This is a genomic window from Sulfitobacter sp. W074, assembly GCF_025142275.1.
GTDB classification, from domain to species: domain Bacteria; phylum Pseudomonadota; class Alphaproteobacteria; order Rhodobacterales; family Rhodobacteraceae; genus Sulfitobacter; species Sulfitobacter profundi.
Window position 1 is genome coordinate 1,544,777 of sequence record NZ_CP081130.1, and the last position, 14,203, is coordinate 1,558,979.

Here is a 14,203-nt window from a genome sequence, read left to right on the forward strand (position 1 = left end):
CTTAGCCCCCCTGCATGGCGCTGAGCACTTCGAGCTGGTCGCCATCGCTCAGCGTCGTCGCGCCCCGCGCGCCTGCGGGGACGAAATTGCCGTTGAGTGCGGTGGCGACCTTGGCTTCGCCCCAGCCAAGCTCCACCAAGACCGCGTTAAGCCGCGTGGCAGTGACCTCACGCGCTTCGCCGTTCACTTCAATTTTCACGGAATAAATCCCCTGTTGTCGCTGTTGCAAGAAAGGCTGCGGCCTGTTCTGCCAAGGCCGGTGCCATGAGAAACCCGTGCCGAAACAATCCGTTAAGATGCAGCACTGCGCCGCGTTGCACGATGCCGGGAAGGTTGTCGGCAAAGGCGGGGCGCAGGTCGGCGCCCATCTCAATGATCTCGCCTTCGGCAAAGCGCGGGTCGAGCGCATAGGCCGCCGAGAGCAGTTCCAGCGCCGAGCGCGCGGTCATTTGGGCGCGACTGGCGCTTTCGATCTGGGTCGCGCCCAGCATATAAATTCCGTTCCCGCGCGGCACCACATAGAGCGGGTGGCGCGGGTGCAGCAGGCGGATCGGGCGGGTGAGGGTGATCTCAGGCGCGCGCAGCAAGATCATCTCGCCGCGCACCGCCCGCAGGCCGGGTAGGTCGGCGCTGGCGGCCATGCCACGGCAGTCGATCACCGGGCCTGCGACCTTGGATGGGGTGAGGGGCGTGGGCTCGACCTTCACCCCATGGGCGGCGAGCGTTTGGGTAAGATCATGCAGGGCTTGGCGCGGGTTCAGGTGCGCTTCCTCCTCAAAGAACAGCCCGCGCCGATGACGCCCGGTAAGCTCGTGCTCGACCGCCGCGATGGCCTCGGCGTCGCAAGGGGTGTGGCCGTCGGTCCGGTCGGCGAACCGCTGGATTTCAGCGCGGTCCCGTTCCGGGGCGAGGACCAGCGTGCCCCTATGGGTGACCTCGGTGATCTCAGACCAGAGCGCCGCGGCACGCCGCCCGTTGGTCACCACCGCAGGCTCGCTCAGCGCGCCTTCGCAGAAGGGGGCGAGCATCCCGCCCGCCCACCATGAACAGCCATGCGGCCCGGGCGTGCCTTTGCGGTCGACCAACCGGGGCCGCAGCCCCTGCGCCAGACAGGCCCGCGCGGCCCAAAGCCCCGCAACGCCTGCGCCGATGATGGTGACGTCACTCATGGGGCCAAACCGCGTGGAAATGATGCACCGGGCCGTGGCCATGCCCAATGTTCAGCGCATCCGCCGCGGCAATGGCGCGTTGCAGATAGGCATGCGCAGCCTGCACGGCCTGCGGCAACGTTTGCCCCCGCGCCAGCCCCGCGGCGATGGCGGCGGAAAGGGTGCAGCCGGTGCCGTGGGTGTTGGCGGTGTGCTGGCGGGGCGCGGAAAGGCGCAGGGTTTCAGCCGCGGTGATCAGCAGATCGACGCAGGTCTCCCCCTTGCCATGCCCGCCCTTCATCAGCACCGCGCCGGGACCGGCAGAGAGCAGGGCGCGGCCCTGTTCCAGCATGGTGGCCTCATTGGTGGCTTCCGGCCTGTCCAGCAGCCGTGCGGCCTCGGGCAGGTTTGGCGTTAGTACATGGGCCAAGGGCAGCATCCGGTCGCGCAGTGTCGCCACCGCCTCGGCAGAGAGCAGCGCATCGCCGGATTTTGCCACCATCACCGGGTCGAGCACCACAGGCGCGGCGCAGCCCGCCAGCCCCTCGGCCACGGCAGTGATCGTTTCAGGATCGCCCAACATGCCGATTTTCACCGCACCGATCGCCAGATCGTCAAAGACCGCCGCCATCTGCGCCCGGATCATCGCGGGAGAGATCATCTCAACCCCGGTCACCGCGCGTGTGTTCTGCGCCGTCACGGCGGTGAGCACGCTGGCCCCATAGACGCCAAGCGCGCTGAAGGTCTTCAGATCGGCCTGAATCCCCGCCCCGCCGCCGCTGTCGGACCCCGCAATCGTCAGTGCTTGAAAAGCCATTTGGCCCCCATGTGTTAGATGGGCCAAGGGCGTGTGGATACGGGATAAACGACGGGCCGCGTGGGGCCGATGCTTGGTTCCGTTCCCTACGCCGGTACGACCCGGATCAGGTTCGATGGGTCGGTTTTCACCTCTCAGCCTTGCGGCACCCCAACGGATTGCGGGCAGGCTAGCGAGGCGGGCTGGCAGGGTCAACTGGTGATGGTTAATTTATGAGTTGTCGTTCTGTATCAACTATTTGCGAGTCACACTTCATCAAATACATGAAGATTCGTTAATGAAAATCCCGCGACTTCGGGATCACACGCGCGTCGCGCGGATGGCTATGCATCGCCACCTGACCGGGCAGCGGATGGGTCGGGTGATCACCCCGCGTGGTGATGCCGGGCATCGGTGCGTCCGACAGCGAAGCAAGCCTGTCAGAGCGGTCCTTAAGCCGGTCGGCCACCACATGGATCACCCGCCCGTCGGTCTGCACGCGCCCTTCGACCACCAGCAGCCGCGCGGCCATGATCGTGGGGCGGTAAAGCTTGAACATATTAGGCCAGATCACGAGGTTCGCCACGCCGCATTCATCCTCCAGCGTGATGAAACAGACCCCCTTGGCGCTGCCCGGCTTTTGCCGCACCAGCACCAGCCCGGCGAGCTTGACCCGTCGCCCATGCCCCATGCGTGCCAAATCGCGGGCCGAAGCAAACCCCTGCGCGGCGAGGCTGGAGCGGTAAAAGGACATCGGATGCGCCTTCAGCGACAGGCGCAGCGTTTGGTAGTCGGCCACGACCTGTTCGGCCTTCGGCATCACCGGCAAGGTGACCTCCGGCTCCGGCCCCTGAGCCGCGGCCTCCGCATGGTCAAAGATCGGCAAGGCGGGCGCGTCGCGCAGCCCTTGGGCCTGCCAGAGCGCCTGACGCCGGTCGATCCCCATGCTGCGCATCGTGTCGGCGGCGGCCAGTTGACGGATCGCCTTGGCATCGAGCCCGGCGCGAGACTTGAGGTCTTCGACATCCGCAAAAGGCGCCTCGCGCCGGTCCATGATCCGCGCGGCGGCTTTTTCCTGCAACCCGTCCACCATGCGCAGCCCCAGCCGCAGGGCAAAACCGTCGCCGCAGGGCTCCAGCGTGCAGTTCCAGTCGGAGTAATTCACATCAACCGCGCGCACCTCGACCTGATGCTCGCGGGCGTCGCGCACGATCTGGGCGGGGGCGTAAAACCCCATCGGCTGCGAGTTCAGCAGCGCGCAGGCAAAGGCCGCCGGGTAGTGGCATTTCATCCATGAGGACACATAGACCAGCTTGGCAAAACTCGCCGCATGGCTCTCGGGGAAGCCATATTCGCCGAACCCCTTGATCTGGTCAAAACAGCGCTGCGCAAAGACCGGGTCATAGCCGCGGTTGGTCATCCGGCCCACCATCTTGTCTTGTAGCTTTTCAATCGTCCCGCGCGAGCGGAAGGTGGCCATGGCCTTGCGCAGCTCGTTCGCCTCGGTCGGGGAAAACTGTGCCGCGTCGATGGATATCTTCATCGCCTGTTCTTGAAAGATCGGCACGCCCAGCGTCCGGCTGAGGATGCTGAACAACTCGTCCTGCGGATAGGCCGGGCCGGGGGCGGGGTAGACGACGCTCTCCATCCCCTGGCGGCGGCGCAGGTAGGGGTGGACCATGTCGCCTTGGATCGGGCCGGGGCGGACGATGGCGACCTCGATCACCAGATCATAGAACACGCGGGGGCGCAGCTTCGGCAGCATCGCCATCTGCGCGCGGCTTTCGACCTGAAAGACGCCCAGACTGTCGCCCCGGCAGAGCATGTCGTAGGTGGGTCGCCCTGTGGCGTCGTCCTCGTGATCCTCCACCGGGACCGTGGCCAGTTCCAGCGGGCGGTCGTAATGCGCCTCGATCAGATCAAAGCATTTGGCGATGCAGGTGAGCATGCCAAGGGCGAGGATATCGACCTTGAAGATTTGCAGCGCGTCGATGTCGTCCTTGTCCCATTCGATGAAACTGCGCTCGGGCATGGCGCCGTTGCCGATGGGGACGATCTCGGTCAGGGGGCGTTCGGTCAGGATGAAACCGCCGACGTGCTGGCTCAGGTGGCGCGGCATGCCGATCATCTGGGAGGCCAGTTTCAGCACCATGCGCAGATAGGGATCTGACAGGTCCAACCCCGCCTCGCGGGCGCGGTCATCGTCCATCTGGCCCTCGAAACTGCCCCAGATCGTGCCCGCGAGTTTTGAGGTCACGTCTTCCGACAGCCCCATCGCCTTGCCGACCTCGCGAATGGCCGAGCGTGGGCGGTAGTGGATCACCGTGGCGCAGAGCCCGGCGCGGTGGCGGCCATATTTGCCGTACATGTATTGGATGACCTCTTCGCGCCGCTCATGCTCGAAATCGACGTCGATGTCGGGCGGCTCATCGCGTTCCTCGGAAAGGAACCGCTCGAACAGCAGGTTATGCACCGCCGGGTCGACCGAGGTGATGCCGAGGCAGAAACAGACCGCCGAATTGGCCGCCGAGCCGCGCCCTTGGCAGAGGATCGGCGGCTCAGCTTCCTCGCGGGCAAAGCGCACGATGTCGTAGATGGTCAGGAAATAGCGGGCGATCTTTTTCGACCCGATGAGCGCGAATTCCTTTTCGATGGTCTTTTCTACCCCCTCGGGCACGCCTTGCGGGTAGCGCCGCGCCGCGCCCTCCCATGTGAGGCGGGCGAGTTCCTCCATCGGGCTGCGGCCTTCGGGGACGATCTCATGTGGGTATTCGTAGGCCAGATCGGTGAGGCGAAAGGTGATCCTGTCCGCCAGACGCCGCGTCTCGGCGATGGCATGGGGCCAGTCGGCGAAGAGGCGCAGCATCGCCTCGGGCGATTTCAGGTGCCGTTCGGCATTGGCGGCCAAGAGATAGCCCGCCTTGGGCACGATCACGCCCTCGCGGATCGCCACCATCACATCCTGCAAGGGCCGCCGGTGGCGCGCGTGGTAGAGCACATCGTTGGTGGCCAAAATCCTCAGCCCATGGGCGCGGGCCAGTGCGTCCAAGCGGTTGATCCGCGCCCGGTCATCGCCACGATAAAGGAAGCTTGCGCCCACATGCCGCATCCCCGGCAGTGCTTTCACCAGACGCGGCAGGCCAGCGGCAAAGACGTCAAGGTTCTCGGGCGGCATGACGATCAGATGCAGCCCTTCGGCGTGTTGGCTCAGCATCTCCAGCGTCAGATGGGTCTCACCCTTTTGCTGCCATTCGCCGTCTATAGATTGCATCTTGCCCGCCGACAGCAGCGTCGAAAGCCGCGCATAAGCGGCGCGGTCTTGCGGATAGGCCAGCAGTTCGGTCCCACAAAGCAGCGCCAGACGCGCGCCGATCAGGGGGCGGATATGGGCCTTTTCCGCCTCCACATGCAGCCGCACCACGCCCGCCAGCGTGTTGTGATCGGCGATGCCGAGGCTGTCATAGCCGTGGTGATAGGCCATCTCGATCAGGTCCACGGCGTCCGAGGCGGCGCGCAGGAAGGAAAAGCAACTGGCCAGTCCGAACTCGACATAGGCCGCCCGCGGCGGGTCGGCAAAACCGTCTTCGCCCAAGGTGCGGCGCTTATGTCCTTCCTGCTCGGGCATCAGGCAAAGAGCCCATGCAAAAACCAGCGCGGCTCGGCCCCGCGACCGTCATAGATCACCCCCTCGCGGTAGAGCCAGAAACGCTGGCCGCCCTGGACCTCGACTTTGTAGTAATCGCGCAGCCGGGTGCCGGGGCGGTCGCACCACCATTCCGGCGCGATGCGTTCCGGCCCGGTGTGGCGCATGGTTTTATAGGTGACGCGCCGCCAGTTGAACTGCGAGGGCGGGCCTTCGGGCACGGCATAGATCACGCGCACCTCTTCGGCGGGGGTCAGCAGACGCAGCGGACGGTCGCGCAGCAAGGCGGGTGCGGCTGTAGGCGTGCCGTGCAGGGCGTCGACACGTTGCTCCACCCGTTCGGGCTTATGGGTCTCGCGCCACTGCGGCCAGTTGACTTTGTCCGCGCCCAGCTTCGCGGCGAGCCGGTCGAGCAGCCCGGCCACATCCGCCGAAGGGTCGCGTTTGCCGTCGAGGTGGTCTTGCATCAGCGGCAGCGGTTCGCTGGTCAGCGCCTCCAACGTCAGCAGGTCAAAGCCGAAGCCGCTGTCGATGTTTTCCAGTTTGCCGTTGAACAGCCTGCGCAGATGCGCGGGGTCACGGCTGGCCCGCGCTGTCGCCACCCCAAGGGCGCGCCAATCGCCGTCGATGCGGTAGATGGTCAGGCGCAACCGCCGCGCGCCAAGCTCGGCGCGGGCCAGAAGGGTGCAGAGGTCATCGACCAGCGCGGGCAGATGCGGGGCGGGGTCGATCACCGGCTCAGGCAAGCGGCTGCGGGTCATGAAGTGGCGGTGATCGGGTGGGGCGTTCAGCGGGTCGGGCGCGGTGCCAAGCGCCTTGTCCAGCAGGATCAGCGGGTTGCGTGCAGGTTTGAGGCTGGCGAAGCGGCGCATCAGGGCGGCGCGGGGCAGATCGCTGAGCGCGCCAATGGTCTTGAGGCCCAGACGGTCCAAGAGCCGCGTGGTCTGGGCATCCAGCCGCAGGGCGGCGACGGGCAGGGGGGCGAGGGCGGTGGCCACGTCCTCAGCCCCGCAGATCTGCGCGCCGGAGCCGAAGCGTGCCAGTGCCTGCGCGGCACCGGGAGTGGGGGCCATGGCGACCCGCGCGGTCAGCCCCTGTAGCGCAAAACGGCTGCGGATGTCGCGCAGCATGGCGACCTCTCCGCCGAACAGATGGGTGCAGCCGGTCACGTCCAGCAGCAGGCCATGGTCCTGATCCCGCGCCGTCCAAGGGCACCAGCGCCGCGCCCAATGCACCAGCCGTTGGATCAGCGCCTCATCGCCCTCCAGATCGGCGGGCTCCACATGCAGATCGGGGTGGATCGCTTGCACATCGACCACCCGCGCGCCCGCCTCGATTCCGCGCATCGTGGCGGCAGCGCTCAGCCCATGGACCACCGGCCCATGGGTTCCGTCGCGCGACAGGACGACCGGCACCTCATCCCCCGGAACGCTGCGGTATTGGGCGATCACCCGGCGCCACCGCTCCATCGTCAGCATAGGGAACCAGACGGAGACGATCCGCGGCGCGGGGGCTTTGGCTTTTGTCGGGGTCATGGGCAGCCACCCAACGCCCCGGCGCATGGCCACGCGCGCGAAACAGTTCCAAATCCCAGCGGGCTGCGCCGGGGGCCTGTGCATCGTATGGATGGGCCTGAGAGGGCAGCGAGGAAATGCGCCACCGCATCCGCGCCGCGCTCAAGCCGCCGGGATCGCCGCTGCGAATGAGATAGAGCGGCACATTTGAGGCCTCGGCCCGAAGCGAGAGCCGTTTGGTGGCGGTGAAATCCAGCACCTCCGGCCCGCCGTGCACCTCGCCGATCACGGCAGAAAGCCCCGCACAGGCGGCCCCTTCCTCCATCGTCCAAAGCACGTCGCGCGGGTGGTTGACGGTGACCAGCAGCACCGGTTGTTCCAGCCCGAAACCGCGCAAGCTGGGCGTATAGGGTGCCCCATTCTCGCGCCGCGACAGAAAGTCCTGCACCCAAAGCACCGGCCCCTTGCCACGCGGCAGCAGCGACAGCACGAAGGCACTGGCCGGGGCCGTGGCGAAGGCCCCCGGAAAGACATCCGTCAGCGGCGCATGTGCGGCCAGAACCCCCGGTTCGGGGGGTGTCGACGGACGGCGCCGCGGCAGGGTAAGGACCTGCCCATATGTAGAATCGGTTGTCATGCACGACTCCATATGTTCACATTTTGTTCTGGTTATAAATCATCAATTGCGGTGCTGTCAAAGATCCTGTGGCCCTTGCCGGACGCGGGCAAAACCGCATCTAATGGGCCAAGATGACGGCAAGGGGGCCAACCGATGTGCAATCTCTATTCCCTGACCAAGGGGCAGGCCGCAATCCGCGGCTGGTTCGACGGCATCGACGACCAAACAGGCAACCTGCCGCCGATGCCCGGTATCTACCCCGACTATGCCGCCCCGGTGGTGCGCCACGGCGATGGCGGTCCGGTGCTGGAGATGATGCGGTGGGGGATGCCCTCTCCGGCCTTCGCGCTCAAAGGCAAGAAGACCGACCGCGGCGTGACCAACATCCGCAACATCGCCTCGCCGCATTGGCGGCGCTGGCTGGGGGCCGAGCATCGCTGCGTGGTGCCCTTCACCGCCTTTTCCGAACCGCTGAACCGCCCCGGAGAGCGCTCGCGCCCGGTCTGGTTCGCGCTTGGCGAGGACCGTCCGCTGGCCTTTTTTGCGGGCGTCTGGACCGAATGGACGAGCGTGCGCAAACTGAAGGACGGCGAGACCACTGATACCCTCTATGGCTTTCTGACCACCGAAGCCAATGCCGAGGTCGGGGCCGTGCACCCCAAGGCGATGCCGGTGATCCTGACCAACCCCGACGACGTGCAGCGCTGGCTTACGGTTGAAACGGCCGAGCTGCCCAGCCTGCAACGCCCCTTGCCGGACGGCACGCTCCAGGTCATCGAGCCCGAGGATTAAGCCGCCTCTGCCATCATCCGTGCCGCCATCGCCAGATCGGAGCGGAACTGCGCCGTGGCCTCTTCGCGCAGCGCCGGATCCGGCACGCGCAGCAGATAGGACGGGTGCAGGGTGATCAGCACCGGGATGCCTTCTGGCCCCGTCTCGATCGTGCCACGGCGTTTCAGGATGCCCGTGCCCTTGCCCGTCAGGCTTTGCGCCGCTGTGGCGCCCATGGCGAGGATCAGCTTGGGCTGCACCTGCGCCACCTCGGCGTTCATCCACCAGCGGCACTGGTCGATCTCGGGCGTCTCGGGGCGCTGGTGAATGCGGCGTTTGCCGCGGGCGGTGAACTTGAAGTGTTTGACGGCATTGGTGACGAAAGCCGCCTCGCGGTCGAGCCCGGCCTCTGCCGCCACGCGGTCGAACATCTGTCCCGCCGGCCCGACAAAAGGACGGCCCGCGAGATCCTCCTGATCGCCGGGTTGTTCACCGACCACCATCAGATCGGCGCGGTTTGGCCCTTCGCCCGGCACGGCTTGGGTGGCGTGGCAATGCAGCGGGCAGCGGGTGCAGGCGCGGATCGCGGTGGGCAGGTCCTCCATCGGGCCGTCCCAAGCGGATGAGAAGGCCGAAAGCTGCGCCTGCACGCGGTCCATGCGCACCGGCGGCAGGGTTGGTGCTGCCTCGGCCATGGCGCGGGCGCGGGCGGGGGCCTCGGCGATCATCTGGGGGATGAAGGCGGCCTCGGGCATGTTCTTCCAGTATTTCTTGGGCATCTCGGATTGCATCGCCTTCACCATCAGGCGGGCGGGGTTAAAGATGTTCTGGAAATAGGTGATCCAAAGCTGCTCGCCCGCGTCTTCGGGCAGGTCGGGTTTTTCGTGCCCTTCTTGGAACGTGAGTTTGCCGTTCTCGAAAATGGCCGAGACATCGGGCGTCAGGATGCGCCAGTCCATGTCGGAAAATCGCCGCACGAAGAAATCCGCCGTGGGCTCCACCGTGTGATGCGTCGGCTCGAACCAGGCGGCGAAACTGCGGCGCGGGGCATCGGGCGCGCCGATCTCGCGGAAGCGGACGAAGGCCTTCATCTTGTGCTGGCAACGGCGCACGTTCTTCTCCATCCCGCGCAGCACGGCGAGGTCGGCATCGCCCCGGTCCGACATCAAATGCGGCGCGTCTTTCACGCGCCAAAGAAAGGCATAGAGCCGCGCGAAGCGTTCGGGGTCGCTGTGCCAGACGGCGGTTTCGGCCATGGAGACAAAACTGCGCGGGACCGAGACCTGTCCGCCTTTTGGCGACACAGTCTCACCGCCGAACAGATCGGGCGCGGCAGCATGGTCGCCCCAGAGGATTTGCTCGGGCGAGACACCGGCCGCGAGAAAGCCGCGTGCCGCCTCGCGCCATGCTTTCGCAGCGCCGATCGGGGGCAGGGAGACGCGGTGCATCAGAACAGGGTCAACTGTTCGGGCGGCGGCGCGAAACGTGCGCGCAGGTCGGCGCTGTCGGTCAGCCCACCGGGCGACCAGCCGCCTGCCGTTACAAAGGCGCGGGCCTTTTTCATCGAGGCGCCCATGCGGGTCAGGTCTTCGTAGCGCAGGGACCGATGGCGTCGGGCGGCGAGGATGCGGGTCACCGTTTTCACGCCAAACCCCGGCACCCGCAGCAGCATCTCGCGGCTGGCGCGGTTCACATCGAGGGGAAAATGTTCGCGGTGCACCAGCGCCCAAGCGAGCTTGGGGTCGACCTCCAGATCGAGATTGCCGTCGCGGGTGACGGAGGTGATCTCGTCCAACTGGAAATCATAGAAGCGCAGCAGCCAGTCGGCCTGATAAAGCCGATGCTCGCGTTGCAGGGGCGGGCGGATCAGCGGCAGCTTGGCGGAACTGTCGGGGATTGGCGAGAAGGCGGAATAGTAAACGCGCTTCAGCTTGTAGCTGGAGTAAAGCCGCGTCGATTGCCCCAGCACCGTGGCGTCGTTCGACCCATCCGCGCCGATGATCATCTGGGTGGATTGACCGGCGGGCGCAAAACGCGGCGGGCGCTTGCCGGAGAAGGATTTCTCTTTGCTGGCGTCCTTGACCATCCGCACATTGGCCATGGCGCGGCGGATCTGCTCGGGCTTTTTCTCCGGCGCATATTGCTGCACCGCGGTGTCGGTGGGCAGTTCGACATTGATCGACAGACGATCCGCCAGACGGCCCGCTTCCTCGATCAACTCAGGGGAGGCATCGGGGATCGTCTTGAGGTGGATATAGCCGCGAAAGTTCTCTTCGTGCCGCAGTTTGCGGGCGATCTGCACCATGTCCGACATCGTCGCATCGGGGGAGCGGATCACGCCCGAGGACAAAAACAACCCTTCGATATAGTTGCGGCGGTAGAACTCGATGGTGAGCTTAACCACCTCATCCACGCTGAACCGCGCCCGGTCGACGTTCGAGGACACGCGGTTGATGCAATAGCTGCAATCGTAGATGCAGAAATTCGTCATCAGGATCTTGAGCAGGCTGATGCACCGCCCGTCGGGGGCGTATGCGTGGCAGATACCGCTGCCTTCGTTTGAGCCCAGCCCCTTACCATCGCGCGAGTCGCGTTTGGTCGAGCCGGAGGAGGCGCAGGAGGCGTCGTATTTCGCCGCGTCGCTGAGAATCGCCAGTTTTTGATCGAGTGTCTGTTTTGTCATGCGTTCTATATATGTTCTCATGGCGGGGGTGTCATTAAACTATCTTAATGCCGCGACAATCTGCGCAGGGCACCGCCTGTGCGATGGCGCGGGCAGGGGGTGAGAGTTTAAATTGACGTGGCGAATTCTTGTCGCTACGAATTACATGCAGATACATATTATGCATATGCATGCGAGAGCACCGGGGCAAAGATCGCGGGCTTTTGATCACAACTGGGAGACGATCATGAAAACAACAACCACGCTCAGCGCGGCGCTCTTTGCCGTCAGCACCCTTGCCACCACCAGCACCGCCAGCGCCGACGAAGTGACGCTGCGCGCCGTGTCGGCCTTTACCCTTGGCACCGCCTTTAGCCGCGAGTTTGAATCCTTTGTCGAATGGATCAACGAGAACGGCAAGGGGGTCGTGCAGATCAATATGGTCGGCGGGCCGGAAGCCGTGCCGCCCTTTGAATTGGGCAATGCGGTGCAATCTGGCGTTGTCGATATCGCCAACAACACCACGGCCTATTACCCCAACCTGCTGCCCACGGGCGACGCGCTGCATCTGGCGGAAAACACCATTCAAGAACAGCGCGAGAATGGCTGCTATGAACTGGTCGACCGCATCCACCAAGAGCAGATGAACGTCAAATACCTCGGCCACGGCGGCGACGGGATCGGCTATCACCTCTATCTGACCAAACCGGTCGAGGGGCCGGACCTGAGCGGTCTGACCATCCGCACCACACCGGTTTATCAGGCGATGTTCACGCAACTGGGCGCCAATCTGGTGCGCACCGCGCCGGGCGAAGTCTATAGCGCGCTGGAGCGCGGCGCGATCGACGGTTACGGCTGGCCGAGCCAAGGGGTGCTGGATCTCGGTTGGGACGAGCAGACCAAATACCGGGTCGATCCGAGCTTTTACAACGTCGACGTGAACCTGCTGGTGAACCTCGACACGTGGAATGGCCTGACCGACGAACAACGCGCCAAACTCGAAGAGGGCGCGGCTTGGATGGAAGAGCTTAACAACGACAATGCCGACCGCAACGCGACGGAATACGCCGCACAGGCGGATGCGGGGATCGAGACGATCACCTTCAGCGAGGCCGATGCCGAAGCGTGGACCAATGCCGCGCGCGATGCCGGTTGGGCGGCGGTCGAAGAGGTCGATGCCGATCTTGCGCAGCAGATGCGCGCCTGCATGACCAAGTGATCGCCCCATGATCTCAACATTGTTTGACCGGACACTCCGGGGGCTGGCCGTTTTCTCGGCCGGTATCCTCGGGGTGATCGCGGTGTTTATCGCGATCAACGTGGTGCTGCGCAATCTGGGGCTGCCGGTGGTCTATGGGGCACTGGATGCGATCCAATATGCGCTGATGATCGCCACCTTCCTTGGCGCGCCTTGGGTGCTGTCGATTGGCGGGCATGTGAAGGTTGATCTGATCACCAGCAACCTGTCGCAACGCACTGCCTATGCTTTGACCCGCCTGACCAGCGCCATTGGCGCGGTGACGGCAGGGGTGCTGGGCTGGTACGGGTTGCAAGCGGTGCTGGCCTCTGCCGCACGCGGGTCGATGATCCGCACGTCTTTTGTGATCCCGGAGTGGTGGATGCTGGCCTTTGTGCCGCTATCGCTGGCGCTTTGCACGATCATCTTTATTCGCCGTCTGCTCTATCCGGAAACGGCCGAGCGTAGCTTGAGTGGTCTTTGACATGGATTGGGGCCTGACACTGACCTTGATGCTGGGCGGATTGGCGGTTTTGCTGCTGATCGGCTTGCCGGTCGCATTTGCTTTCATCGCCGTGACCACCGTAGGCGCCTACTTCGTATTGGGCGGAGAGCGCGGCATCTTGCAACTGGCGCGCAATTCGGCGCAATCGGTGGCGAATTTCCAACTCGCACCGATACCGCTGTTTATCCTGATGGGAGAGATCCTGTTTCAAACCGGGGTCGCGCACCGCGCCATTGACGCGATTGAACGGGTGGTGACGCGCATCCCGGGCCGCATGTCGGTCGTCACGATTTTTGGCGGCACGATTTTTGCAGCCCTTTCCGGCTCGACCATCGCCAATACCGCGATGCTGGGCGGCACGCTGCTGCCGGGGATGCTGAAACGCGGCTATCACCCGTCGATGGCGATGGGGCCGATCATGGCGTCCGGCGCGATTGCCATGCTGATCCCGCCTTCGGCGCTGGCGGTTCTGGTCGGCTCGCTCGCGGGGATTTCCATCGCCGGGCTGCTGATTGCGGGGGTGCTGCCCGCGCTGCTGCTGGCGGTCCTGTTCGTGGCCTATGTGGTGGGGCGGAGCCTTCTCGACCCGAAAGTCGCGCCGCCCGATGTCTACGAAGAAATGCCGCTGCGCGAACGTTGGACGCCTTTCGTGATCTATGTGCTGCCGCTGTCGGTGCTTTTCGCGGTGGTGATCGGCTCGCTGCTCGCGGGCATTGCCACGCCTACGGAAAGCGCCGCCCTTGGCAGCATCACCGCCGTAATCATCGGGGCCGCCTATCGCGCCCTGAGTTGGGAGAAGATGGGCCGCGCGCTGATGGAGACGCTGAAGCTGTCGGTGATGATCCTGTTCATCATCGCGGCCAGTCAGACATTTGCGCAGGTGCTGTCTTTTTCGGGGGCCACCAATGGGCTGATCAACGCGATCAACGCGGTCGATCCGACGCCGCTGATGGTGCTTCTGGGGATGATCGCGATCCTGCTCTTTCTGGGGTGTTTCATCGATCAGGTGTCGATGCTGATGGTCACCGTGCCGGTCTTCGTGCCCTTGGCGGATGCGATGGAGATCAACGAGCTGACCCTCGGCGTGGTATACTTGCTGACGATGGAGATCGGCCTGCTGACGCCGCCCTTCGGTCTGCTGCTGTTTGTTATGCGCGGGGTCGCCCCGCCTGAGATTCGCATGCCGCAGATCTATGCCTCGGTGATGCCGTTCTTGCTGATCAAGCTTTTCGTTCTGGCCCTGATCGTCTGGCTGCCGGGTATTGGCACTTGGTTGCCCAGTTTGATGGGCCGCTGAACCTTGGGGCG

The 14,203-nt window shown here is 64.8% G+C and carries 12 protein-coding genes and 1 riboswitch; of the genes, 4 read left to right on the forward strand and 8 right to left on the reverse strand.

What is annotated here, in order from left to right; translation table 11 throughout:
- Position 1: 1 nt before the first annotated feature.
- The 6 genes from thiS to K3762_RS07675 all read right to left on the reverse strand — a co-directional run bounded on the left by thiS (position 2) and on the right by K3762_RS07675 (position 7,738).
- The gene (thiS, locus tag K3762_RS07650) at positions 2 to 199 is read right to left on the reverse strand and encodes a sulfur carrier protein ThiS (protein ID WP_132443649.1); all 198 of its coding nucleotides are present in this window, start codon (positions 197 to 199) and stop codon (positions 2 to 4) included.
- Positions 189 to 1,169 (reverse strand): FAD-dependent oxidoreductase, encoded by a 981-nt coding sequence (locus K3762_RS07655; RefSeq protein ID WP_132443648.1) that lies wholly within the window; start codon positions 1,167 to 1,169, stop codon positions 189 to 191. The genes thiS and K3762_RS07655 overlap by 11 nt, the downstream gene beginning before the upstream one ends.
- A complete protein-coding gene (thiD, locus tag K3762_RS07660) occupies positions 1,162 to 1,965 on the reverse strand; it encodes a bifunctional hydroxymethylpyrimidine kinase/phosphomethylpyrimidine kinase (protein ID WP_132443647.1) in 804 nt (267 codons plus the stop codon). The genes K3762_RS07655 and thiD overlap by 8 nt, the downstream gene beginning before the upstream one ends.
- 66 nt (positions 1,966 to 2,031) lie before the next feature.
- A riboswitch (TPP riboswitch) is annotated at positions 2,032 to 2,128 on the reverse strand.
- Between the two features lie 111 nt (positions 2,129 to 2,239).
- The gene (locus tag K3762_RS07665; protein WP_132443646.1) at positions 2,240 to 5,569 is read right to left on the reverse strand and encodes an error-prone DNA polymerase; all 3,330 of its coding nucleotides are present in this window, start codon (positions 5,567 to 5,569) and stop codon (positions 2,240 to 2,242) included.
- The gene (locus K3762_RS07670) at positions 5,569 to 7,056 is read right to left on the reverse strand and encodes a DNA polymerase Y family protein (RefSeq protein WP_132443742.1); all 1,488 of its coding nucleotides are present in this window, start codon (positions 7,054 to 7,056) and stop codon (positions 5,569 to 5,571) included. The genes K3762_RS07665 and K3762_RS07670 overlap by 1 nt, the downstream gene beginning before the upstream one ends.
- Entirely contained in the window at positions 7,004 to 7,738 is a 735-nt protein-coding gene (locus tag K3762_RS07675; protein ID WP_240791536.1) for an ImuA family protein, read from the reverse strand. Before K3762_RS07675 ends, K3762_RS07670 begins: the two co-directional genes overlap by 53 nt.
- A 135-nt stretch (positions 7,739 to 7,873) precedes the next feature.
- On the opposite strand from K3762_RS07675, the gene K3762_RS07680 reads away from it, so the two are divergent.
- Entirely contained in the window at positions 7,874 to 8,512 is a 639-nt protein-coding gene (locus K3762_RS07680; RefSeq protein WP_132443644.1) for an SOS response-associated peptidase, read from the forward strand.
- Here the strand turns inward: K3762_RS07680 and K3762_RS07685 are convergent.
- Positions 8,509 to 9,939, reverse strand: coding sequence for a UdgX family uracil-DNA binding protein (locus K3762_RS07685; protein WP_132443643.1), 1,431 nt, complete (start codon positions 9,937 to 9,939; stop codon positions 8,509 to 8,511). The two genes, K3762_RS07680 and K3762_RS07685, sit on opposite strands and share 4 nt — an antisense overlap.
- Entirely contained in the window at positions 9,939 to 11,174 is a 1,236-nt protein-coding gene (locus K3762_RS07690) for a putative DNA modification/repair radical SAM protein (RefSeq protein WP_260012627.1), read from the reverse strand. Before K3762_RS07690 ends, K3762_RS07685 begins: the two co-directional genes overlap by 1 nt.
- A 226-nt stretch (positions 11,175 to 11,400) precedes the next feature.
- On the opposite strand from K3762_RS07690, the gene dctP reads away from it, so the two are divergent.
- Genes dctP through K3762_RS07705 form a run of 3 tightly spaced genes read left to right on the forward strand, consistent with a single transcriptional unit; the run spans position 11,401 to position 14,192 of the window.
- Entirely contained in the window at positions 11,401 to 12,372 is a 972-nt protein-coding gene (dctP, locus tag K3762_RS07695; RefSeq protein WP_120350809.1) for a TRAP transporter substrate-binding protein DctP, read from the forward strand.
- 7 nt (positions 12,373 to 12,379) lie between these two features.
- On the forward strand, positions 12,380 to 12,874 hold the full coding sequence (locus K3762_RS07700; protein ID WP_007120055.1) for a TRAP transporter small permease: 495 nt from the start codon (positions 12,380 to 12,382) through the stop codon (positions 12,872 to 12,874).
- A 1-nt stretch (position 12,875) separates the two neighbouring features.
- Positions 12,876 to 14,192 carry a TRAP transporter large permease gene (locus K3762_RS07705; RefSeq protein ID WP_260012630.1) on the forward strand — a complete coding sequence of 439 codons (1,317 nt, stop codon included), beginning with the start codon at positions 12,876 to 12,878 and terminating at the stop codon, positions 14,190 to 14,192.
- Positions 14,193 to 14,203 lie beyond the last annotated feature (11 nt).

Coding starts and splice junctions, on each gene's coding strand:
- K3762_RS07665 (WP_132443646.1), bottom strand. CDS start 5,569: ATGCCCGAGCAGGAAGGACATAAGCGCCGCACCTTGGGCGAAGACGGT.
- K3762_RS07705 (WP_260012630.1), top strand. CDS start 12,876: ATGGATTGGGGCCTGACACTGACCTTGATGCTGGGCGGATTGGCGGTT.
- dctP (WP_120350809.1), top strand. CDS start 11,401: ATGAAAACAACAACCACGCTCAGCGCGGCGCTCTTTGCCGTCAGCACC.
- K3762_RS07690 (WP_260012627.1), bottom strand. CDS start 11,174: ATGACAAAACAGACACTCGATCAAAAACTGGCGATTCTCAGCGACGCG.
- K3762_RS07700 (WP_007120055.1), top strand. CDS start 12,380: ATGATCTCAACATTGTTTGACCGGACACTCCGGGGGCTGGCCGTTTTC.
- K3762_RS07670 (WP_132443742.1), bottom strand. CDS start 7,056: ATGGAGCGGTGGCGCCGGGTGATCGCCCAATACCGCAGCGTTCCGGGG.
- K3762_RS07685 (WP_132443643.1), bottom strand. CDS start 9,939: ATGCACCGCGTCTCCCTGCCCCCGATCGGCGCTGCGAAAGCATGGCGC.
- thiD (WP_132443647.1), bottom strand. CDS start 1,965: ATGGCTTTTCAAGCACTGACGATTGCGGGGTCCGACAGCGGCGGCGGG.
- K3762_RS07680 (WP_132443644.1), top strand. CDS start 7,874: ATGTGCAATCTCTATTCCCTGACCAAGGGGCAGGCCGCAATCCGCGGC.
- K3762_RS07675 (WP_240791536.1), bottom strand. CDS start 7,738: ATGACAACCGATTCTACATATGGGCAGGTCCTTACCCTGCCGCGGCGC.
- K3762_RS07655 (WP_132443648.1), bottom strand. CDS start 1,169: ATGAGTGACGTCACCATCATCGGCGCAGGCGTTGCGGGGCTTTGGGCC.